The organism is Citrobacter sp. RHBSTW-00671 (genome assembly GCF_014103415.1).
Taxonomy (GTDB): Bacteria; Pseudomonadota; Gammaproteobacteria; order Enterobacterales; family Enterobacteriaceae; genus Citrobacter.
In genome coordinates this window covers 3,453,681-3,475,364 of sequence record NZ_JABXPR010000001.1, presented here as the reverse complement: position 1 = coordinate 3,475,364, position 21,684 = coordinate 3,453,681, and the positions used below count along the sequence as shown (strand labels likewise).

The window sequence follows — 21,684 nt, the reverse complement described above, 5'->3', positions numbered from 1 at the left end:
TAAAAAATCGAGGGTTAAAGTTGAAAGAGCGTGAGTAACTCGCTCATACTCTATACTCGCAGAGTCACCCGGCGTAGCATGGCACAACGCATGGGCTCTTAATGAAAAAGGAAAACGTCGTGGCAGAAGAAACTATATTCAGCAAAATTATTCGTCGTGAAATTCCCTCGGACATCGTATACCAGGATGAGCTGGTCACTGCGTTTCGTGATATTTCACCTCAGGCACCAACGCATATTCTGATCATCCCGAACGTTTTAATCCCAACCGTCAACGATGTGACGGCAGAGCATGAGCAGGCGCTGGGACGAATGATCACCGTGGCGGCGAAAATCGCTGAGCAGGAAGGCATTGCCGAAGATGGATACCGTTTGATTATGAATACCAATCGTCACGGCGGTCAGGAGGTGTATCACATTCATATGCATCTGCTGGGTGGACGTGCGCTTGGTCCAATGCTCGCGCATAAAGGTCTTTAATAATGACCAGAGGATGCATTGCGCTTACGTTGGGTCTGCTGTTGCTGGCTGGCTGCCGTTCACACCCGGAAATTCCGGTCAGTGATGAACAGTCTCTGGTGATGGAATCAACAATACTGGCGGCGGGTATCACCGCAGAGCCGCCTGAGTTAACAACGTCTGATATTCAGGCCTCTGCATCCTCACGACTCTATAACGAAAGACAAGAACCTGTCACCGTTCATTATCGGTTTTACTGGTATGACGCCAGAGGGCTGGAGATGCACCCTCTGGAAGCGCCACGCAGCATGACTATTCCGGCTCGTTCGTCGGTAACGCTGTACGGCAGCGCCAATTATCTGGGGGCGCACAAGGTTAGGCTTTATCTTTATTTGTAAGGGGTGAATCTTGAAGATCAAAATGAATCGCTACGCATTGATTGCCGCGCTGGCGATGTTTCTCTCTGGTTGTGTGGTTCAACGTGAGCCAGCGCCAGTAGAGGAAGTGAAGCCGGTGCCGGAACAACCCGTACAACCGCAACAGCCAGTTCCGGTTGTACCAACGGTGCCAACCATACCGCAGCAGCCGGGGCCGATTGAACACGAGGACCAAACGGCGCAGCCAACTCCACGTCAGCGTCATTATGACTGGAACGGGGCAATGCAGCCGATGGTCGGCAAAATGCTGCAGGCTGAGGGTGTGAAAGCTGGGGGCGTATTGCTGGTTGATAGCGTAAATAACCGTACCAACGGCTCGTTAAACGCGGGTGAAGCTACCGAGACTTTGCGAAATGCGCTGGCGAATAATGGTAAATTTACCCTGGTTTCTGCGCAGCAGCTGGCAGTAGCCAAGCAGCAGTTAGGTCTGTCGCCGAACGACAGCCTGGGAACACGCAGCAAAGCGATTGGTATTGCCCGTAACGTTGGCGCTCAGTATGTGCTCTATTCCAGCGCTTCCGGTAACGTCAATTCACCTGCGCTGCAAATGCAATTAATGCTGGTACAAACTGGCGAGATAATCTGGTCAGGTAAAGGTGCCGTTCAGCAACAATAACAGACTGACGCGCGATGAAGTTCTGTCGCGCTATTTCCCGCAGTATCATCCCGTCGCAACCAGCCAAAGCGGTTTGAGCGGCGGGAGCTGCATCATCGAACATCAAGCCCACCGTTTAGTGTTGCGCTGCCATCACGATCCTAACGCGCCAGAATCGCATTTTCTACGCCAGTATCACGCGTTAAAACATCTGCCTGAGAATCTTGCCCCCAGACCCCGTTTTTATACGCGGGGGTGGATGGCAGTCGATTTTTTTCACGGTAAGGTAGAATCCAGATTACCGGAAGCCGACGAACTCGCAGGCTTACTGTATTATTTGCATCAGCAACCCCGTCTGGGCTGGCGAATCAACCTGTTGCCACTGCTTGAGCAGTACTGGCAGTGTAGCGATCCGGCGCGCCGAACGCCACGCTGGTTGCAACTGCTAAAGCGGCTAAGAACTAAAGGTGAACCGCGTCCCTTACGTTTGGGACCATTGCATATGGATGTTCACGGCGACAATATTGTACGCACGGCGTCGGGACTGCGGTTAATCGACTGGGAATACGCCGGAGACGGTGATATTGCTCTGGAACTCGCGGTCGTGTGGGCCGCGGATGACTCTCAGCGCCGACAGCTGGTCGATGCCTATGCCAAACATGCGCATATTGAGCCCGATGTCCTGTGGCGGCAGGTTAGACGTTGGCAGTTGTGGGTGATGATGCTGAAGGTGGGATGGTTTGAGTATCGCTGGCAACAAACCGGCGATCGACAATTTATCAGGCTGGCCGATGAAACCTGGCGGCAGCTAACAATAAAAGGATAAGGAGAGCAGTGTGGGCCCAGTAATGTTGGATGTCGAAGGGTATGAGCTGGACGCTGAAGAGCGTGAGATTCTGGCGCATCCACTGGTAGGCGGGTTAATCCTCTTTACCCGAAATTATCATGACCCGGAGCAGCTACGTGAGCTGGTTCGCCAGATTCGTGCCGCGTCGCGCAATCATCTGGTGGTGGCAGTGGATCAGGAAGGGGGGCGCGTCCAGCGCTTTCGTGAAGGTTTCACCCGTCTGCCTGCGGCGCAATCTTTTGCTGCACTGCATGGGCTGGAAGAGGGGGGCAAACTGGCTCAGGAAGCGGGATGGCTGATGGCCAGTGAAATGATCGCGATGGATATTGATATTAGCTTCGCCCCCGTTCTGGATGTGGGGCATATCAGTGCTGCGATTGGTGAACGTTCTTATCATGCCGAACCCGCGAAAGCGTTGGCGATGGCAACCCGCTTTATTGATGGCATGCATGCGGCCGGAATGAAAACGACCGGTAAACACTTCCCCGGACATGGTGCAGTGACGGCGGATTCGCATAAAGAAACGCCAACCGATCCGCGTTCTGAAGCCGAGATCCGTGCGAAAGATATGTCGGTATTCCAGACGTTAATCACTGAAAACAAACTGGATGCAATTATGCCAGCGCACGTCATTTACAGTGATGTCGACCCGCGACCCGCGAGCGGTTCACCCCACTGGCTGAAAACCGTGCTGCGCCAGGAGCTCGGTTTCGATGGCGTGATTTTCTCCGACGATTTGTCGATGGAAGGCGCAGCAATTATGGGGAGCTACGCAGAGCGCGGGCAGGCATCGCTGGATGCAGGTTGCGATATGATCCTGGTCTGCAATAATCGTAAGGGTGCGGTCAGTGTTTTAGATAATCTGTCGCCGATCAATGCAGAACGTGTTACACGTTTGTATCATAAAGGTTCATTTTCACGTCAGGAACTGATGGACTCGGCTCGCTGGAAGACAGTAAGTGCCCAGCTCAACCAGCTTCATGAGCGTTGGCAGGAAGAGAAAGCAGGTCATTAACGCAAGTTTGGCGAGGGTGCGATGATTATCTATTTACACGGTTTTGACTCTAACAGTCCGGGCAACCACGAGAAAGTATTGCAACTGCAATTTATTGACCCGGATGTCAGGCTGATTAGCTACAGTACGCGGCATCCTAAACATGATATGCAGCATCTGCTGAAAGAAGTGGACAAAATGTTGCAGCTTAATGTGGATGATCGACCGTTGATTTGCGGCGTTGGGCTGGGGGGGTATTGGGCTGAACGGATTGGTTTCCTGTGTGATATTCGTCAGGTGGTGTTTAACCCTAACCTGTTCCCGTATGAGAATATGGAAGGGAAAATCGACAGGCCGGAAGAGTATGCTGATATCGCCACAAAATGTGTGACCAACTTCCGTGAGAAAAATCGCGATCGCTGCCTGGTTATTCTGTCGCGCCATGATGAAGCGCTTAACAGTCAGCGTTCGTCGGAAGAGCTGCATCATTTTTACGAGATAGTCTGGGACGAAGAGCAGACGCACAAGTTTAAGAATATATCTCCGCATTTGCAGCGCATCAAAGCGTTCAAGACGTTAGGTTAATCTTTACTGAGCGTTTAAAAAAACAGCCGCCAGGCTAATGCTCGTCAGTTACGAACGTATGGTGAACATGTGATTCTGGCTCAGGGTTCCGTTCACCTCAGTGGTGTCATTTCTCTGAAGCGCAGATACCTGTGAACGTGCAAGGGAGGCTCACCGCCGCCTCCCTTGCAACCCAGGCTCCCGGCGGGAAAATCGTCGCTGCGCGAGTTATTCGTCTTATGCCGTCTGCCTGTCGGGTCGGGGTCGAGCCTGCGTCCATGCAGGCCGTCCCCTCTACCCGCATCCCTGCGGGCAGACCCGGTCAGCCGTCAACGTCTCATCGATTTTCAGCCGGACCGGGGCCATCGCTTCAACGCACTGACTTCCAGTTAAATCTTTTTTGCTGTTTAAACAAAAAACGCAGATGGTCAGGTGTGGGCTGGTCCGGCTGAAAATTGCCGACGTGTTTCCGTAAGGCCGGGAGAGCCAGCATGGATGCTGGCTCAGGGCGCGCTTTGCAAGGACGCTTCCTCGCGCCCGGCCCGGTAGCCTGGAGGAATAAGCGGAGGGTATTGCGCAGCAACAATTTTCCTGCCGGGAGCCGGGATTGTAAAGGGCGTGGCGGAGAACGCCCTTTACACGTTCACAGGAATCGGTGCTTAAGAGAAATGATGAGCATGAGGTGAACGGAACTCTTTCTCCGAGATAGCATGTTCTTTACCTCGGCCAGCACAGGTTGAAGCTTTCTGAAACTGAGGCGCTAACTGACTGGCATTACAGCCTTCGGGCTGGTTTTTTTATCCTAAAAGTCTGGGTTGTCTATCTTTTCAGCATCAAAACTTGATACATATCAATTTTGGTATGACCAATGCACCGTTCGTGTTATTCTCAGTCTCGATGAACATTTTCATTATCGTAACTTGTTGTTAATTAAAGGCTATACGCATAACTTTTAATTAACAATTGGTTAATAAATTTGAGGGGGTCACGTTGACTACACCATTGAAAAGGATCGTGATTGTCGGCGGCGGTGCTGGCGGACTGGAAATGGCGACGCAGTTGGGTAAAAAACTGGGTCGTAAGAAAAAGGCAAAAATCACGCTGGTAGACAGAAACCACAGCCACCTGTGGAAACCGTTGCTGCACGAAGTGGCAACAGGATCGCTGGATGAAGGTGTTGATGCGCTGAGCTATCTGGCACATGCCCGTAACCACGGGTTCCAGTTCCAGCTGGGTTCGGTGATGGATATCGATCGTGAAGCGAAGACCATCACGATTGCTGAGCTGCGAGACGAGAAAGGCGATCTGCTGGTCCCTGAGCGTAAAGTGCCGTATGACACGCTGGTGATGGCACTGGGCAGTACGTCCAATGATTTCAACACGCCGGGCGTCAAAGAAAACTGTATTTTCCTCGATAACCCGCACCAGGCGCGTCGCTTCCACCAGGAAATGCTGAATCTGTTCCTGAAATATTCCGCAAACCTGGGCGCGAACGGCAAAGTCAATATTGCCATCGTCGGTGGTGGTGCAACGGGGGTAGAACTCTCCGCTGAGCTGCACAATGCGGTAAAACAGTTGCACAGCTATGGTTATAAAGGGCTGACCAACGAAGCGCTGAACGTCACACTGGTGGAAGCCGGTGAACGTATTCTGCCAGCGTTGCCGCCACGGATCTCCAGTGCTGCGCATAACGAGCTAACCAAACTGGGCGTACGTGTCCTGACTCAGACGATGGTAACCAGCGCTGACGAAGGTGGGTTGCATACCAAAGATGGCGAGTACATCAAAGCCGATCTGATGGTGTGGGCAGCAGGTATCAAAGCGCCAGACTTTATGAAAGAGATTGGTGGTCTGGAAACCAACCGTATCAACCAGCTGGTGGTTGAACCGACCCTGCAGACGTCGCGCGATCCGGACATCTATGCGATTGGTGACTGTGCTTCCTGTGCGCGTCCGGAAGGGGGTTTTGTGCCACCGCGTGCCCAGGCTGCGCACCAGATGGCATCCTGCGCGATGAACAACATTCTGGCACAGATGAACGGTAAACCGCTGAAAGCGTATCAGTATAAAGATCACGGTTCTCTGGTTTCTCTCTCCAACTTCTCTACCGTGGGTAGCCTGATGGGGAACCTGACGCGTGGCTCAATGATGGTGGAAGGGCGTATTGCGCGCTTTGTCTACATTTCGCTGTACCGTATGCACCAGATTGCGCTGCATGGTTACTTCAAAACCGGCCTGATGATGTTGGTTGGCAGCATTAACCGTGTGATTCGTCCGCGTCTTAAACTGCACTAATACTGGCTTGTAATGCCGGATGGAATGCTTCATCCGGCACTTTCTTTCAGAGTTCTCTGAATCATGCTGCTTTACCTCCTCTCTCTGCGATTTTCATCCGTAATCTGATTGGCATTATTTACCTTCTGTTGCAAAGTTGTTGCTAATAGCAAAAAAGGAGGAAGTCCCGTGAATAAATCAATGTTGGCGGGTATAGGGATTGGCGTAGCTGCTGCGCTGGGTGTGGCAGCGGTGGCCAGTCTAAACGTTTTTGAGCGTGGCCCACAGTTTGCACAAGTCGTCTCTGCAACACCGATTAAAGAAACGGTAAAAACACCGCGCCAGGAGTGTCGTAACGTGACGGTTACTCACCGTAAACCTGTACAGGATGAAAACCGTATTGCCGGTTCCGTGCTGGGTGCGGTTGCCGGGGGCGTAATTGGTCATCAGTTTGGTGGTGGACGCGGCAAAGACATTGCGACCGTTGCCGGTGCGTTAGGTGGCGGTTATGCAGGTAACCAGATTCAGGGTTCAATGCAGGAAAACGATACGTACACGACCACACAACAACGTTGTAAAACGGTGTATGACAAATCAGAAAAAATGCTGGGCTACGACGTAACGTATAAAATTGGCGATCAGCAGGGCAAAATCCGTATGGATAAAGATCCCGGTACGCAAATTCCGCTGGATAACAACGGCCAGTTGGTTTTGAATAACAAGGCGTAAAATAGCGTTATCCTGAACATTAGCCCCCCATCGCTCAGGCTGGGGGGCTTTTTTTATTAGAAGGTTAAGGCATAGTTCAAACCAAAGGTGCGTCCCCGGCCTTTGTATTCATACAAGGATGGACTGCCATAAGTCGGGCTGTAGAGTAACGGTGCACGCTGTCCCCAGAGGGTGGTGTACTCTTCATTCAGCAGGTTCTCAACGCTAAAGGTCAGTTTACCCAGCGGGAGCTGATAGCTGCCGATAAAGTCCATCGTATTGTACCCATCCAGCTTGTTGCCGCTGGCGTCGCTCAGGTCAAATGTCTGCTGACTCTGTACACGCAGTGACCACGGTTCCGGTGCCCAGCCAACCCATGCGGTGGCTTTAGATGGCGAAGCCAGAGTGACATCCCATTTTTGCCATTTACCGTTTTGCTTCACTTCCGATTTAATGATGTTGAAGTTACTTCCCAGACTCCAGTCCGTATCAGCAATGAAATAATCCACCGCGCCTTCAAGGCCATAAATCCGGCGATCGTCGGGCTTTACGTTAATGGTCATATCGTCGCGGTTAACGACGATCGATTTATCAGACGTGGAATAGTAAGCGGCGAGCTGTGTACGCAGATTATCGCCGGTGTAGCGCCACCCCAGTTCATAAGAGTTAACTTTAATGCCTTCCAGGCGTGAATCCGCTACGTTAACGCTGCGCTGGAGCTGATAATGATCGCCAACCAGCGAGTAGGTACCGTTGCCGTAGTATTTTCCAGGGTCGGGAAGTTCCACACCTTGCGAGAAGTTGAACCAGGTCTGCTGGCGATCGGTCAGGTGTGCGAGGATGCCCGCGTTAAACAGGAAGTTATCATAGTCTGCTTTGCCACCTGGGATACTATCAGCAGAGTTCGCCAGGCCCGTTGCGATGCCTTGTTGCTGCGTATAGCCGACAAAATCATCAACGCGGTTTTCAGTCCACTGGTAGCGGATACCGCCGCTGAGCGTAAAGATGTCATTAATGTCGTAGCTGTTTTGCAGGAAAGGTGCAAAGTTGGTGATGCTGTAACCGGGATAGCGCCCGGTGGTGTAGGCCGTTCGGTTATCCATACCGCCAGAGGGGAGGGAATAAGCCAGATCGAAGAATTCTTGATTGGAATCGAATGTTTCGTGATCGGCGTCGATACCCCATGTCAGCTCCCAGTTTTCCATCAGCTGGCTGTTGAGGGTGATTTTGGCACCAAACTGGTCAGTATCCTGTTGTGATGCGGAGAAACTGGTGACCTTACCTTTGCTCAGCGTAGGGAAGGGATAGAATTTAAGTGATTCGTCACGGTAATAGATCTGGCTGACCAGATTCTGGCCGAAGAAATTGGCATCGGAATATTGCAGACTGATCAGATGCCGTTCCGTGCCGGGGATTCGGTCGGAATTGAGACCGCTGCTGGTAGTAGCGTTACCGGTTCCCGTCACGGCGGACATGTTCTCGCCGAGATCCAGTCCGTAGTCGTCATCGCCCTGGCTTTTGTAGTACTGCGTAACCAGCTGCAACTGGCGGTTGTCATCAAGCTCAATCGTCCCGGTACCCATCAGGTCCAGGCGATCGGAATGCTGCAGACCGGTTTGGGTATTATCGAGCATTAAGGCGTCGTGGTTGGCATCATACCACCCCCCAAACCGTTGATAAGCGACAGACATGCGTCCGGATGCGCGGTCGGTTCCTCCGCTAACTGCGGCGGCAACCCGTTCGTCATGATCGTTACTGTTGTTGAATCCGCTTTTGCTGCCCAGCTCGAGTTCAACTTCACGCTCAGGCTGACCTTTTTTGGTGACGATGTTGATCAAACCGCCGGTACTTCCGCCGCCATACAGCGATGTTGTTCCGGAGATAACTTCAATGTGTGCAATATTAAACGGATCAATGGCGTCGAGCTGACGGCTGTCGGTGCGTGAAGAGTTGAGACGAACACCGTCAATAAGCACAACGATGGCGCGACCACGCATGTTCATCCCGTAGTTGGTCCGTCCCTGGCTGCTGACGTCGATTCCGGGGATCAACTGAGCAAGAACATCCTTGAACTCTTTCCCCCCCTGAACCTGCTGTTCAATCTCTCTGCCTTCGATAACCCATGTAGTTTGTGCCATTTGAGACACGGTACGTTGGCTACGGTTGGCGCTGACGATGAGATCGTCTTCTTCTGCCGCCATTGCCGGTAGGGTTAAAGACAGTAACAGAGGATTGAGCACCCAGAGATGCTTATTCATTTGTATTCCTTATAAAATTTGTTGGTCTGTTTTTATTTTTACGGCATGGAAACCGATCGTTACATTATGAAACAGGTATTAAGGCGAATGCGAATATTGCTGATAATGATTGATATTATCAATGCATTTTACAAAAGAAATGCATTAACCTAATGAAAACAATAAAGAATGTAGGGATTAAGAAGTGCCGTTTCTACCGGGAGCAGGGTAAGCTCCCGGTGCTGACATTAGGACGTGGGTCGTGTTGAAAGGGTTAATCTTTAATCAGTTCAGGCCACAATCGTAACGTGGTGTGCGCGATTTGCATCAGTTTTTCGAATGTGGCTCCTTCGCGGGCGCTGATCGACATACCCTGCAAAATACAGTTCAGATATTCAGCTAACTTTTGTACATCGCAGTGTGTCGGTATTTCGCCCTTTTCTTGTCGTTGATGCAGAAACTGAGCCAGAGTCTGCTCCTGCATGGCATGGCGGGATTTCACCGTGTGCGCAATATCGCGGGAAGAGGCTGCCAGCGTGGCGGATGTGTTAATCATAAAGCATCCCGCAGGCGTGTCTTTACTGGTGAAGCAGGTCGCTATGGCAGTGAAATAGTCCTCGAGTGCGGATTCGAGGTTTTTTTCTTCACAAAACAGTTGGGCTTCGTGTTTTGCCGCGAAGCGACTGATATAGCGGTCCAGCACGGCACGAAACAGTCCTTCCTTATTGGTAAATTCTGCATACAGCGTCGGCGCTTTTGCCCCGGTTGCTTCTACGAGATCGGCGAGCGATGTCGCTTCATATCCGTGCTGCCAGAAGAGTGTCATGGCCTTATCAAGCGCGGCTTCCCTGTCGAACACTTTTGGTCGGCCACGGCTTTTTTTTGCACAACTTGTCGTTTCAGTTGTCATGGTGCCGTTGTACCTGGTTGGGTTTATTGAATAACCATTATAAAAATAATCGCGCAGACACTCCAGTGCATTCACGATAAAAATAATTTAATGCTATTGATATGAAAAATAAGACCTTTATGTTTTATATAACAATCGTTATAAAAAAATATTGACGTGTGACCTGGATCACATCTATGATTTAACTATCGATCGTTAAGTTAATCGCTTACGGCACACATTCATCTGCTAAAGGTAACTATCATGAAAAACGTAAAAACTCTTTTTGTCGCTGCTGTCCTGAGCTCACTCTCATTTGCAAGCTTTGCCGCTGTTGAGGTTCAGGCTACACCTGCAGGCCAACAGAAAGTCGGTACTATCTCTGCCAACGCCGGGACTAACTTAGGCTCTCTGGAAGATCAACTGGCACAGAAAGCCGATGAAATGGGGGCGAAGTCATTCCGTATTACTTCTGTTACCGGTCCTAACACCCTTCACGGGACTGCAGTTATCTACAAATAAGTTGTAAACCCTCGCAATGCCACTGCGAATTCAATAAAAAACCCCCGCGGGAACAAACCGGCGGGGGTTTTTTTATGACCTGAATTTACAGCGTTTGTGCAGGAACATCGTGATGGCGCGTCACGTCGACCGGCATGCCTGAACGTAGCTCCATTGCATGCTCCATCACAGCGGCGTCTGTCTGTGCCGCATTTTTAAAGCTCTGCATTGATGAATTCAACACGATTGGCAGTAACTGCGGATCGTCATTAATCTTTTCTGACAGCGGTTGGTGTACTTCAACCAGGCGCATACCGTTAGGTTCAACGGAGGCTTTAATCGGCGTGTTGATGATGTTCACTTTGGTTCCCGGCGTAACCTGACGGAATAAGGTTTCAATATCACCGTCACGCAGGCGAATACACCCAGAACTGACACGCATACCGATGCCAAAATCCGCGTTGGTTCCATGCAGCAAATACACACCGCCGTAAGCCGCTAAGCGGATAGCATGATGCCCCATCGGGTTATCTGGCCCGGCAGGTACTACGGCAGGGAGGTCGATACCATTGGCTTTATATCGTGCGCGGATATTCGCCGTTGGTGTCCAGGTCGGGTTGGCACGCTTATCAGAGATGGTGGTGACCATTGTTGGCGTCAGGGTGTCGCCGCCTAACTGGCCAATGCCAATAGGATACACGGTCACCGATTTTGTCCCTGGCGGGTAATAGTAAAGACGCAGTTCGGCGAGGTTAATGACAATCCCTTCGCGTGGGGCATCCGGCAGCAGAGTTTGCAATGGGATGGTTAAAACACTGCCCGGGCGAGGTACGTATGGATCGACGCCAGGGTTAGCCTGCAGCAGCGCTAAAAAGCCGACGTTGTATTTTTTCGCAATGGCTTCCAGCGATCCGCCGTTGTTTTCGACAACGTGAGTGGCATTTTCACCCACCAGTTTGCTGCCTGGCGGCGGGAGCGGCCAGGTATTCGCTTGAGCCGGCAGCGCTAACGCGACGGTCGCCGCGAGCGTAAAAAGCGTTAGCCAGCGAGAGAGTTGTTTATTGTTTAACATCACCATAAATCCATTGTTTTTACGTGGTTTTTATAATGTAAAAGTAAACAGGAATTATGGCGGTTTGCTGTGTCGGGAAGTGCAGGGAAGTGCAAAGAGTTTGTAAATTCATCGGCCGGGCAAGCACCATGCTCACCCGGCCGGAACGCTACGCTATGGCGTTTTCTTCAAGTTGACGCATAAACTGACGTACCCAGTCGATACGGGTTTTACGCTCGCTCAAATCTTGCATGAACTTCAGCCGGGTAGGGCCATCCAGACGGAAGTGTTGGGGTTGCTTTTGCAGTAAGCCAATCAGCCACACCGGGTTGACGTGGTTCTTCTCGGCAAACTCAATCGTCCCGCCTTTTTCATTGCCTTCCAGCTTTCTGATACCCAGTTTTTGCGCTTGCTGGCGCAAACGGGCAATATCCAGCAGCGTACGAGCCGGGTCAGGCAATAAACCAAAACGGTCAATCAGTTCAACTTTAATCTCTTCCAGCTCGTTTTCGCCTTTCGCACTGGCAATCCGCTTGTAGAATGACAGTCGCGTATTCACATCGGGGATGTAATCATCTGGCAGTAGCGAAGGCATGCGCAGCTCGACTTCAGTTTGCTGGTTGGTGAGATCTTCGAGCGACGGTTCGCGCCCCTCTTTTAGCGCATCAACCGCGTTCTCCAGCAGTTCCATGTACAGTGAGAAGCCGATGGTTTCCATCGAACCGCTCTGATCTTCACCCAGCAGTTCCCCCGCGCCGCGAATCTCGAGGTCGTGAGTGGCCAGCGCAAAACCTGCACCCAAATCTTCCAGTGAGGCAATTGCCTCAAGGCGTTTTTGTGCATCGGTGGTCATCGCTTTCGGATGCGGCGTCAACAGCCAGGCATAGGCCTGATGGTGTGAGCGTCCCACGCGGCCGCGTAGCTGGTGCAATTGTGCCAACCCGAAATGGTCAGCGCGCTCGATAATAATGGTGTTAGCGGTTGGAATGTCGATCCCGGTTTCGATGATGGTGGTACACACCAGCACGTTGAAGCGCTGATGGTGGAAATCGTTCATCACGCGTTCCAGCTCGCGTTCGCGCATTTGCCCGTGTCCAATCCCGATACGCGCTTCCGGTACCAGCTCTGCCAGTCTGTCAGCGGTTTTCTGGATGTTTTCCACATCGTTGAACAGATAGTAGACCTGACCGCCGCGCAGCACTTCACGCAGGATAGCCTCGCGTACCACCAGATTGTCATACTCGCGCACAAAGGTTTTGACCGCCAGACGACGCGCTGGCGGTGTGGCGATAATGGACAGATCGCGCATGCCGCTCATCGCCATATTGAGCGTACGCGGGATCGGGGTTGCGGTCAGGGTCAGAATATCAACATTGGCGCGCATCGCTTTAATACGCTCTTTGTGACGGACACCGAAGCGGTGCTCTTCATCAACAATCAGCAGACCCAAATCTTTGAGTTTTACATCGCTTTGCAGCAGTTTGTGCGTGCCGATGAGAATGTCAATTTTACCCTCGGCAACCTGCTCCAGAATCTGCGCTTGCTCTTTGGCACTACGGAAACGGGACAACATCTCAATGCGTACCGGCCAGTTGGCAAAACGATCGCGGAAGTTGTCGAAGTGCTGCTGTGCGAGCAGGGTGGTTGGCACCAGCACGGCCACCTGTTTGTGGTTCTCGACGGCGAGAAATGCGGCGCGCATCGCCACTTCGGTTTTGCCGAAACCAACGTCACCACACACCAGACGGTCCATTGCCAGCGGCTGGCACATATCGCTGAGTACCGCGTTAATGGCCTGGGCCTGATCGGGTGTGGTTTCAAACGGGAAGCTGTCACAAAACAGCTGATACTGCTCGCGGTCGTGCTTAAAGGCAAAACCTTCTTTTGCCGCTCGCTGGGCGTAAATATCCAGCAACTCCGCCGCGACGTCACGCACCTTCTCGGCGGCTTTCTGCCGGGCGCGGGACCAGGCATCTCCGCCAAGTTTATGCAGCGGGGCATTCTCTTCCGCGCCTCCGGCGTAGCGGCTTATCAAATGCAACGATGACACGGGGACATACAATTTGGCGTCGTTGGCGTAGGTAAGCATCAGGTATTCGCCAGTAATGCCGCCTGCTTCCAGCGTGGTCATACCGGCATAGCGACCCACACCGTGCTCAAGGTGCACGACGGGCTGCCCCGGATGCAGCTCAGCGAGGTTTCGGATCAATGTATCCGGCTTAATCGTGCGGCGGGAATCCTGGCGGCGACGTGCCACACGCTCACCAAGGAGATCGCTTTCGCAAATCAGGGCCAGGTTGCGTTTGGTATCAATGAAACCATGTTCTGCCGCACCAATCATCAGATAACGACCGCTGTCGGCGGCTTCATCAAGGCGTAAAATACGTTTTGGCGCGACTTTGATGCGAGCCAGAAGTTCGCCGAGTGCTTCACGGCGACCTTCACTCTCTACCGAGAAAATGACCGGGCCGTTGAAGGTTTCCAGGAATTTACGCAGCGCATCCAGCGGTGATTTCTGTTGCGCTTGTACGGCGATGTCCGGCAGCTTCTGGAATCCCAGATTAGTATTTGCCGCTTTGTTTGCCAGACTTTCGGTTTTGAGCTGGACGCGAGGCCAGCGCTTAAGCTCGGAAAACAGTTCATCAACCCGCAGCCACAGCGATTCAGGCGGCAGCAGTGGGCGCATTGGATCAACACCGCGATTCTCAAAGCGTGACTGCGTATCAGCCTGAAAGCGCTCGGCGCTGGTCTCTAAATCGCCGGTATTCACCAGCAGCGTATTGGCAGGGAAGTAGCTGAACAGCGGTGGCAGGGGCTCACTGAAAAACAGCGGTTGCCAGTATTCAATCCCGGCAGGTAACGTGCCTTTACTGACCTGCTGATAAATATGTTCGGCGTCACGTTTAACTTCAAAGGTGTCGCGCCACTGACTGCGGAACAGCTCGATGGCTGTCTTATCAGTTGGAAATTCGTGGGCAGGCAGCAAATTAATGGCGTCGACTTCTTCCAGCGTGCGCTGGGTGTCGGTATCAAACAGACGCAGACTGTCGATTTCGTCATCAAAGAAATCAAGGCGATAAGGCAGTTCACTGCCCATTGGGAACAAGTCCAACAACGCACCGCGTGTGGCGTATTCACCGTGCTCCATAACCTGATCAACATGGCGATAACCAGCGCTGTCCAGTTGCTCACGCAGGGCATCACGCGACAGGCGCTGACCCTTTTTCATCACCAGCGCATGACCGTGTAGATAGCTGTGCGGGCAGACGCGCTGCATCAACGTGTTGACCGGTACGATCAGCACACCGCGTTGCATCGCAGGCAGTTGATACAACGTGGAGAGTCGCGAGGAGATAATTTCCTGATGCGGGGAAAAACTGTCATAGGGCAGTGTTTCCCAGTCAGCCAGATTCATCACCATCTGGTCGGTAAACTGACGAATTTCATCATGCAGACGCAAGGCATTTTGCATGTCTGGCGCGATAAGCACCACGGGGCCCGGATGGTGTTCGGCGATTTCTGCGACCAGCGTCGCGCAGGCGGCACCGGTAAGTTCACCCAACTGGCGCTGATCGGAAGCGCCGGCTGGAAGCGTGTAACGATGTTGTTCAGGCATTCGGTTGTCAGGATCTCGTTTGGATATACGTCTGATAAGCAATGTTTCTTTATTATCCGTGATCGTTTCTCATAAGCAAATTGATTCGCCCCCGGATAGGGGCAAAAGCGCGTAAGGTTTAGCGGGAAACGGTGGAGAGAGACGGCGGGGAGAAGAGCAGGTCGGCAACGGTTTTTTGTGAAATTCTTCGTACCATTAGTCCGACCAGCGTACACAACAGTAAGCAGGCGAACGGGTACACCAGGAGCAGGGCCAGCTCTACGTTTGCGGACCAGACGGTATGATTGAGTTTAGGAAGCAGCGTTAAACTTATCAGTTCCACCAGAATTCGGTGGGTAGTGTAGATGGCGATAGTATTGGAACCTATCACGCTTAATGGACTGGATGCGCTCATACCAAAACGTTGTTCAAATTGATAAAACAACTTCATGATGAGTACGATGGAAACAAGTGAGAGTAATAGCGAAATATTTGCCCGCCAGGCGATGACAGCTACCAGTGCACTCACCGTCACGATGACCGCGTGACGGCGCAGGGGAACATCTTTGATCCACATCATCAGCGTTGCGCCAAACCAGGCACCGAGACTGTACCAGGGCAAATTACGTACTACGCTGTTCAGCCCCCACCATGGGGTCGGGAAAAAGTTGATTGCCACACTCAGCAATGCAAACAGCACCAGTAGTGGCAATGCCCAGCGGCTGAAGATCTTACACAGGACAAAATAGACAATCAGCGCATACAGATACCACAGACTGGTACTGGCTGTGAGCATTCCCTGGGTAAAGTCTCCCAGCGAACCGGCATAGGCTGCATTGGCCGCATGGCTCAGGTCGCGTTGCGGGGCCAGCCAGCTATTGAGCGCGGTTAACGTCAGCCATTGCACGATTCCCCACAGCACCAGTACCCAGGCAATACTCCAGATGCGTTTGTCTACACAGGTTGTCCACGGGACGTTTGCAATGTAGCGGCGGATCAGATAGCCCGAAATAAAGAAAAAGACAGGCATGCGAAACGGTGCCAGATACAGATTGAGGTAGATCCAGCATTTGGTTAGCACCTGTGAGAGTGGATGCTGAAAGGCGGTGAGATGGGGATAAAAGGTAATGACCGAGTGGTAAATGACCACCAGACAGATACATAACCCTTTGATTTGATTAATCCATAACTCTTTTTTATTCATTGCGGTGGCGTATCCATATTGTGTGAGATAGCCTGCCATCCTGCAAAACCCTGCCTCTGCTGTAATGCGTAACCGTCTGCTTTTTATTTTTTTAGGATAAAGATCAGGAACAAAGGATGAGGGGAAAGTGGAAACTTTAGCGAATTGATTTGGTTATACTTTTCAGAACAATGCTGACGAACACTTACGGTTCAGTCATTTACCCATCCCGCTTTCGCTTATATACTCGTGACTTTGCTAACAGCAACCAGACGGATTTCATGTACCAACCTGTCGCTCTATTCATTGGCCTGCGTTATATGCGTGGGCGTGCAGCAGATCGCTTCGGTCGTTTCGTTTCCTGGCTCTCTACCATTGGCATTACTCTTGGGGTAATGGCGCTGGTCACGGTATTGTCGGTGATGAACGGTTTCGAACGCGAGCTGCAAAATAACATCCTTGGTCTGATGCCTCAGGCTATTCTCTCGGCTGAGCAAGGCTCTCTTAACCCGCAGCAGTTGCCAGAAAAAGCCGTGGTATTGAACGGCGTCAACCGCGTTGCGCCGCTCACAACGGGCGATGTGGTCCTGCAGAGTGCGCGTAGCGTGGCGGTCGGGGTGATGCTGGGCATCGACCCGGCGCAAAAAGATCCGTTAACGCCGTATCTGGTCAATGTGAAGCAAACAGACCTCGAACCGGGTAAGTATAATGTCATCCTCGGTGAGCAGCTTGCCGGACAGTTAGGTGTGAATCGCGGCGATCAAATTCGCGTGATGGTGCCTTCTGCCAGTCAGTTTACGCCAATGGGCCGCTTGCCGAGCCAGCGTCTGTTTACGGTGATTGGCACCTTTGCCGCCAATAGTGAAGTCGATGGTTATCAGATGTTGACCAACATCCAGGATGCGTCACGTCTGATGCGTTATCCGGCAGGCAATATCACCGGCTGGCGTCTGTGGCTGAATGAACCGCTCAAGGTTGATACGCTGAGTCAACAAACGTTGCCGCAAGGCACCAAATGGCAGGACTGGCGCGAGCGTAAAGGCGAGCTGTTCCAGGCGGTGCGAATGGAAAAAAACATGATGGGGCTGTTGCTGAGCCTGATCGTGGCGGTAGCGGCGTTTAATATTATTACCTCGCTGGGTCTGATGGTAATGGAGAAGCAAGGGGAAGTGGCGATTTTACAAACGCAGGGGCTCACGCCGCGGCAAATAATGATGGTGTTTATGGTTCAGGGGGCCAGTGCCGGGATTATCGGCGCGCTGCTGGGGGCCGTGCTGGGCGCGTTGCTTGCCAGCCAACTGAACAATCTGATGCCGATTATCGGCGTGCTGCTGGACGGCGCCGCGTTGCCTGTCGCTATTGAGCCGTTGCAGGTGATCGTCATTGCGCTGGTGGCGATGGTCATCGCGCTGCTGTCTACGCTTTATCCTTCCTGGCGCGCTGCCGCCACTCAACCCGCTGAGGCTTTACGTTATGAATAAGATCCTGTTGCAATGCGACAACCTGTGCAAACGCTATCAGGAAGGCACGGTGCAGACTGATGTGCTGCACGATGTCAGTTTTTGCGTCGGCGAGGGTGAGATGATGGCGATTGTCGGCAGCTCAGGCTCCGGCAAAAGTACATTGCTTCATCTGCTCGGCGGGCTGGATACACCGACTTCCGGCGACGTCATTTTTAGCGGTCAGCCGATGAGCAAACTCTCATCAGCGGCAAAAGCGGAACTGCGTAATCAGAAGCTCGGGTTTATTTACCAGTTCCACCATTTGTTGCCAGACTTTACTGCGCTGGAAAACGTGGCGATGCCGCTACTGATTGGCAAGAAGAAGCCGGCTGAAATTACCGAGCGCGCACGTGACATGCTGAAAGCGGTTGGGCTGGATCACCGTGCCAGCCACCGTCCGTCCGAACTTTCAGGCGGTGAACGTCAACGTGTAGCGATTGCCCGTGCGCTGGTGAATAACCCGCGTCTGGTGTTGGCAGATGAGCCAACAGGTAACCTTGATGCGCGCAACGCGGACAGTATTTTTGAGCTTCTGGGTGAGCTGAACCGTTCTCAGGGCACAGCATTTCTGGTTGTGACACACGATCTGCAACTGGCGAAGCGCATGAGCCGCCAGCTTGAAATGCGCGATGGTCGCCTGACGGCCGAACTGAGCCTGATGGGAGCAGAGTAATGGCTTCGCCTTTATCGTTATTGATTGGGTTACGTTTTAGCCGTGGTCGGCGGCGCGGCGGGATGGTTTCGCTGATTTCCGTCATCTCCACCATCGGTATTGCATTAGGTGTGGCGGTACTGATCGTCGGTTTGAGCGCCATGAACGGTTTTGAGCGCGAGCTGAACAACCGCATTCTGGCGGTCGTGCCGCACGGTGAGATAGAAGCGGTGAACCAGCCGTGGAATAACTGGCAGGACGCGCTGGCCAACGTGCAAAAGGTACCGGGTATTGTCGCGGCTGCACCGTATATCAATTTCACCGGGCTGGTGGAGAGTGGGGCGAACTTGCGCGCCGTACAGGTAAAAGGCGTAGATCCGCTGCAGGAACAACGTTTAAGTGCGCTACCGTCATTTGTGCAAAACCATGCCTGGGATAATTTCAAAGCCGGTGAGCAGCAGATAATCATTGGCAAAGGGATTGCTGACGCGCTGAAGGTGAAGCAGGGGGACTGGGTGTCGATTATGATCCCCAATGCCAGCGCCGATCACAAGCTACAGCAGCCTAAACGTGTGCGTTTGCACGTTACCGGTATTTTGCAACTGAGCGGTCAGCTCGATCACAGCTTCGCCATGATCCCAATGGAAGACGCGCAGCAGTACCTGGATATGGGCCCCAGCGTTTCCGGGATTGCCCTGAAGGTCAACGATGTCTTTAACGCCAATAAGTTGGTCAGAGACGCCGGTGAAGTGACCAACAACTATGTCTATATTAAGAGCTGGATCGGTACTTACGGCTATATGTATCGCGATATCCAGATGATTCGCGCCATTATGTATCTGGCCATGGTGCTGGTGATTGGCGTTGCCTGTTTCAATATCGTTTCAACGTTAGTGATGGCGGTAAAAGACAAGAGCGGTGATATTGCGGTATTAAGAACACTGGGGGCAAAAGATGGTTTGATCCGCGCTATCTTCGTCTGGTATGGACTGCTGGCGGGTCTGTTCGGTAGCCTGATAGGTGTGCTTATTGGTGTTGTTGTTTCTCTGCAACTCACACCGATCATCAATGGTATTGAGGCGCTTATCGGCCATCAATTCCTTTCGGGCGATATTTATTTTATTGACTTCCTGCCATCTGAATTGCACTGGCTGGATGTGATTTATGTGTTGGTGACAGCATTGTTGCTGAGTCTTTTGGCAAGTTGGTATCCGGCGCGTCGCGCCAGCAATATTGACCCTGCGAGAGTACTTAGCGGCCAATAACAACAAGATATACACTAAGGCATTCATGCTGTCTCAAGGCGGCAAGCCCGAAAATCACCAGACGCATAAACAACGATGTGACGGGGTGTGAGGGTGCAGCCAACGCAGAGGCAGCCTGAAGGAAGACGTGTATCAAGGAGCGGTGATGTATTACGGGTTTGACATTGGCGGAACAAAAATTGCGTTAGGCGTCTTCGATAATCACCGTCGTTTGCAGTGGGAGAAACGTGTCCCTACGCCACGCGACAGCTATGACGCTTTCCTTGATGCGGTGTGCGCTCTGGTGACGGAGGCGGACCAGCGCTTTGGCGTTAAGGGTTCAGTAGGGATTGGTATTCCGGGCATGCCCGAGACCGAAGACGGCACGCTGTATGCGGCTAACGTTCCTGCCGCCAGTGGCAAACCGCTGCGGGCCGATCTCAGCGTACGATTGGATCGCGATGTGCGTCTGGATAATGATGCCAACTGTTTTGCACTCTCCGAAGCCTGGGACGATGAGTTCACCCAGTATCCGTTAGTGATGGGCTTAATCCTCGGCACCGGTGTCGGCGGCGGTCTGGTGCTTAACGGAAAGTCTATCACCGGACGTAGCTATATTACCGGTGAGTTCGGTCATATCCGTTTGCCTGTTGATGCGTTGACGCTGATGGGATTTGATTTCCCACTGCGTCGCTGCGGATGTGGCCAACTGGGTTGCATCGAAAGCTATCTTTCCGGTGGCGGATTTGCATGGTTGTACCAGCATTACTACCATCAACCTCTGGATGCCCGTGAAATAATCACCCTCTGGGAGCAAGGCGATGAGCATGCGCGTGCGCATGTAGAGCGTTATCTGGATTTGCTGGCTGTTTGCCTGGGGAATATCCTGACTATCGTCGATCCAGATTTAGTGGTGATTGGCGGTGGCTTGTCGAACTTTACCGCTATTACGACGCAACTGGCGGATCGACTGCCACGTCATTTGCTGCCCGTTGCCCGTGTGCCGCGTATTGAGCAGGCACGACACGGTGATGCGGGTGGGATGCGCGGAGCCGCTTTCCTACATCTTACCGATTAATACAAAGAGGTTGTTATGCTGTCGCGTCGGGGTCATCGATTAAGCCGTTTTCGTAAAAATAAACGCCATTTGCGCGATCGCCTGCGTCAACGGATCTTTTTCAGAGACAGAGTGGTGCCTGAGCTGGTGGAAAAACCAAGGGTGTTAGTCCTGACTGGCGCGGGGATTTCCGCTGAATCAGGGATTCGTACCTTCCGTGCTGCGGATGGTCTTTGGGAAGAACATCGGGTTGAGGATGTGGCAACGCCGGAAGGATTTAGCCGCAATCCTGGATTGGTTCAGTCATTTTATAACGCCCGTCGTCACCAGTTGCAGCAGCCCGAAATTCAACCAAACGCGGCGCATATTGCGTTGGCAAAACTCGAAGCCGAGCTGGGTGATCGCTTTCTACTGGTAACGCAAAATATCGATAATCTGCACGAACGTGCGGGAAGTCAGAACGTTATCCATATGCACGGTGAGCTCCTTAAGGTTCGCTGTTCGCAAAGCGGGCAGATTTTAGACTGGACAGGGGACGTCACGCCGGAAGACAAATGCCATTGCTGCCAGTTCCCTGCGCCCCTGCGACCGCACGTTGTCTGGTTTGGTGAAATGCCTCTGGGGATGGATGAAATTTATATGGCACTGGCGATGGCAGATGTTTTCATTGCCATTGGCACGTCAGGGCATGTTTACCCTGCTGCGGGTTTTGTCCACGAAGCGCGTCTGCATGGAGCGCATACGGTGGAGTTAAATCTTGAGCCAAGCCAGGTAGGTAGCGAGTTCGAAGAGAAGTATTACGGCCCGGCAAGCCAGGTGGTGCCTGAGTTTGTTGAGAAGTTATTGAAAGGGCTGTAAGCACGGATGGCGTAGGCCCGATAAGCGCAGCGCCATCG

Annotated in this window: 19 protein-coding genes; 14 read left to right on the top strand and 5 right to left on the bottom strand. The window is 52.4% G+C overall.

Going from position 1 to position 21,684, the window contains the following annotated elements; all coding sequences use genetic code 11:
- Positions 1 to 119 precede the first annotated feature (119 nt).
- The 8 genes from hinT to HV261_RS16685 all read left to right on the top strand — a co-directional run bounded on the left by hinT (position 120) and on the right by HV261_RS16685 (position 6,898).
- Positions 120 to 479 carry a purine nucleoside phosphoramidase gene (gene hinT / locus HV261_RS16720; protein WP_005121105.1) on the top strand — a complete coding sequence of 120 codons (360 nt, stop codon included), beginning with the start codon at positions 120 to 122 and terminating at the stop codon, positions 477 to 479.
- 2 nt (positions 480 to 481) lie between these two features.
- Positions 482 to 856, top strand: coding sequence for a YcfL family putative periplasmic lipoprotein (locus HV261_RS16715; protein ID WP_202038897.1), 375 nt, complete (start codon positions 482 to 484; stop codon positions 854 to 856).
- 22 nt (positions 857 to 878) lie between these two features.
- Positions 879 to 1,511: a penicillin-binding protein activator LpoB gene (gene lpoB / locus HV261_RS16710; RefSeq protein WP_202039715.1), complete on the top strand. Its 633-nt coding sequence runs from the start codon at positions 879 to 881 to the stop codon at positions 1,509 to 1,511.
- Positions 1,492 to 2,316: a thiamine kinase gene (gene thiK / locus HV261_RS16705; protein ID WP_202038896.1), complete on the top strand. Its 825-nt coding sequence runs from the start codon at positions 1,492 to 1,494 to the stop codon at positions 2,314 to 2,316. Before lpoB ends, thiK begins: the two co-directional genes overlap by 20 nt.
- Before the next feature lie 10 nt (positions 2,317 to 2,326).
- Positions 2,327 to 3,352, top strand: coding sequence for a beta-N-acetylhexosaminidase (gene nagZ / locus HV261_RS16700; RefSeq protein ID WP_202038895.1), 1,026 nt, complete (start codon positions 2,327 to 2,329; stop codon positions 3,350 to 3,352).
- 21 nt (positions 3,353 to 3,373) lie between these two features.
- Positions 3,374 to 3,916, top strand: coding sequence for an alpha/beta hydrolase YcfP (gene ycfP / locus HV261_RS16695; RefSeq protein ID WP_003030817.1), 543 nt, complete (start codon positions 3,374 to 3,376; stop codon positions 3,914 to 3,916).
- Positions 3,917 to 4,885: 969 nt separating this feature from the next.
- Positions 4,886 to 6,190 (top strand): NADH-quinone dehydrogenase, encoded by a 1,305-nt coding sequence (ndh, locus tag HV261_RS16690; protein WP_048211961.1) that lies wholly within the window; start codon positions 4,886 to 4,888, stop codon positions 6,188 to 6,190.
- 168 nt (positions 6,191 to 6,358) lie between these two features.
- On the top strand, positions 6,359 to 6,898 hold the full coding sequence (locus HV261_RS16685) for a glycine zipper 2TM domain-containing protein (protein WP_048211960.1): 540 nt from the start codon (positions 6,359 to 6,361) through the stop codon (positions 6,896 to 6,898).
- A gap of 56 nt (positions 6,899 to 6,954) precedes the next feature.
- On the opposite strand, the gene HV261_RS16680 is transcribed toward HV261_RS16685, so the two are convergent.
- Together HV261_RS16680 and comR are read right to left on the bottom strand one after the other, a co-directional pair.
- A complete protein-coding gene (locus tag HV261_RS16680; protein ID WP_202038894.1) occupies positions 6,955 to 9,135 on the bottom strand; it encodes a TonB-dependent siderophore receptor in 2,181 nt (726 codons plus the stop codon).
- A gap of 253 nt (positions 9,136 to 9,388) precedes the next feature.
- On the bottom strand, positions 9,389 to 10,024 hold the full coding sequence (gene comR / locus HV261_RS16675; protein WP_202038893.1) for a TetR family copper-responsive transcriptional repressor ComR: 636 nt from the start codon (positions 10,022 to 10,024) through the stop codon (positions 9,389 to 9,391).
- 243 nt (positions 10,025 to 10,267) lie between these two features.
- Here comR and bhsA point away from each other — a divergent pair, with 243 nt between their 5' ends.
- Positions 10,268 to 10,525, top strand: a complete 258-nt coding sequence (bhsA, locus tag HV261_RS16670; protein WP_029139491.1) for a multiple stress resistance protein BhsA — start codon at positions 10,268 to 10,270, stop codon at positions 10,523 to 10,525.
- Between the two features lie 85 nt (positions 10,526 to 10,610).
- Here the strand turns inward: bhsA and ldtC are convergent, their stop codons facing one another.
- The 3 genes from ldtC to HV261_RS16655 form a co-directional block, all read right to left on the bottom strand.
- Complete coding sequence (gene ldtC, locus HV261_RS16665; RefSeq protein ID WP_202038892.1) at positions 10,611 to 11,576, bottom strand: L,D-transpeptidase LdtC; 966 nt, start codon at positions 11,574 to 11,576, stop codon at positions 10,611 to 10,613.
- Positions 11,577 to 11,724: 148 nt separating this feature from the next.
- Positions 11,725 to 15,171, bottom strand: a complete 3,447-nt coding sequence (gene mfd, locus HV261_RS16660) for a transcription-repair coupling factor (RefSeq protein ID WP_202038891.1) — start codon at positions 15,169 to 15,171, stop codon at positions 11,725 to 11,727.
- A gap of 118 nt (positions 15,172 to 15,289) precedes the next feature.
- Positions 15,290 to 16,354, bottom strand: coding sequence for an acyltransferase family protein (locus HV261_RS16655; protein WP_202039714.1), 1,065 nt, complete (start codon positions 16,352 to 16,354; stop codon positions 15,290 to 15,292).
- Between the two features lie 260 nt (positions 16,355 to 16,614).
- On the opposite strand from HV261_RS16655, the gene lolC reads away from it, so the two are divergent.
- The 5 genes from lolC to cobB all read left to right on the top strand — a co-directional run bounded on the left by lolC (position 16,615) and on the right by cobB (position 21,646).
- The gene (lolC, locus tag HV261_RS16650) at positions 16,615 to 17,814 is read left to right on the top strand and encodes a lipoprotein-releasing ABC transporter permease subunit LolC (protein ID WP_202038890.1); all 1,200 of its coding nucleotides are present in this window, start codon (positions 16,615 to 16,617) and stop codon (positions 17,812 to 17,814) included.
- Complete coding sequence (lolD, locus tag HV261_RS16645) at positions 17,807 to 18,508, top strand: lipoprotein-releasing ABC transporter ATP-binding protein LolD (protein ID WP_003832278.1); 702 nt, start codon at positions 17,807 to 17,809, stop codon at positions 18,506 to 18,508. Before lolC ends, lolD begins: the two co-directional genes overlap by 8 nt.
- Entirely contained in the window at positions 18,508 to 19,752 is a 1,245-nt protein-coding gene (gene lolE, locus HV261_RS16640; RefSeq protein WP_202038889.1) for a lipoprotein-releasing ABC transporter permease subunit LolE, read from the top strand. Before lolD ends, lolE begins: the two co-directional genes overlap by 1 nt.
- A 145-nt stretch (positions 19,753 to 19,897) precedes the next feature.
- The gene (gene nagK / locus HV261_RS16635) at positions 19,898 to 20,809 is read left to right on the top strand and encodes an N-acetylglucosamine kinase (RefSeq protein WP_202038888.1); all 912 of its coding nucleotides are present in this window, start codon (positions 19,898 to 19,900) and stop codon (positions 20,807 to 20,809) included.
- Positions 20,810 to 20,824: 15 nt separating this feature from the next.
- Positions 20,825 to 21,646, top strand: coding sequence for a Sir2 family NAD+-dependent deacetylase (gene cobB / locus HV261_RS16630; protein ID WP_040231971.1), 822 nt, complete (start codon positions 20,825 to 20,827; stop codon positions 21,644 to 21,646).
- Positions 21,647 to 21,684: the final 38 nt, after the last annotated feature.

Excerpts from the sequence above, each read along its gene's own strand:
- lolE (WP_202038889.1), top strand. The coding sequence starts at position 18,508 with ATGGCTTCGCCTTTATCGTTATTGATTGGGTTACGTTTTAGCCGTGGT.
- comR (WP_202038893.1), bottom strand. The coding sequence starts at position 10,024 with ATGACAACTGAAACGACAAGTTGTGCAAAAAAAAGCCGTGGCCGACCA.
- HV261_RS16655 (WP_202039714.1), bottom strand. The coding sequence starts at position 16,354 with ATGAATAAAAAAGAGTTATGGATTAATCAAATCAAAGGGTTATGTATC.
- ycfP (WP_003030817.1), top strand. The coding sequence starts at position 3,374 with ATGATTATCTATTTACACGGTTTTGACTCTAACAGTCCGGGCAACCAC.
- ldtC (WP_202038892.1), bottom strand. The coding sequence starts at position 11,576 with ATGTTAAACAATAAACAACTCTCTCGCTGGCTAACGCTTTTTACGCTC.
- mfd (WP_202038891.1), bottom strand. The coding sequence starts at position 15,171 with ATGCCTGAACAACATCGTTACACGCTTCCAGCCGGCGCTTCCGATCAG.
- cobB (WP_040231971.1), top strand. The coding sequence starts at position 20,825 with ATGCTGTCGCGTCGGGGTCATCGATTAAGCCGTTTTCGTAAAAATAAA.
- HV261_RS16680 (WP_202038894.1), bottom strand. The coding sequence starts at position 9,135 with ATGAATAAGCATCTCTGGGTGCTCAATCCTCTGTTACTGTCTTTAACC.
- HV261_RS16715 (WP_202038897.1), top strand. The coding sequence starts at position 482 with ATGACCAGAGGATGCATTGCGCTTACGTTGGGTCTGCTGTTGCTGGCT.
- lpoB (WP_202039715.1), top strand. The coding sequence starts at position 879 with ATGAATCGCTACGCATTGATTGCCGCGCTGGCGATGTTTCTCTCTGGT.
- nagK (WP_202038888.1), top strand. The coding sequence starts at position 19,898 with ATGTATTACGGGTTTGACATTGGCGGAACAAAAATTGCGTTAGGCGTC.
- lolD (WP_003832278.1), top strand. The coding sequence starts at position 17,807 with ATGAATAAGATCCTGTTGCAATGCGACAACCTGTGCAAACGCTATCAG.
- lolC (WP_202038890.1), top strand. The coding sequence starts at position 16,615 with ATGTACCAACCTGTCGCTCTATTCATTGGCCTGCGTTATATGCGTGGG.
- bhsA (WP_029139491.1), top strand. The coding sequence starts at position 10,268 with ATGAAAAACGTAAAAACTCTTTTTGTCGCTGCTGTCCTGAGCTCACTC.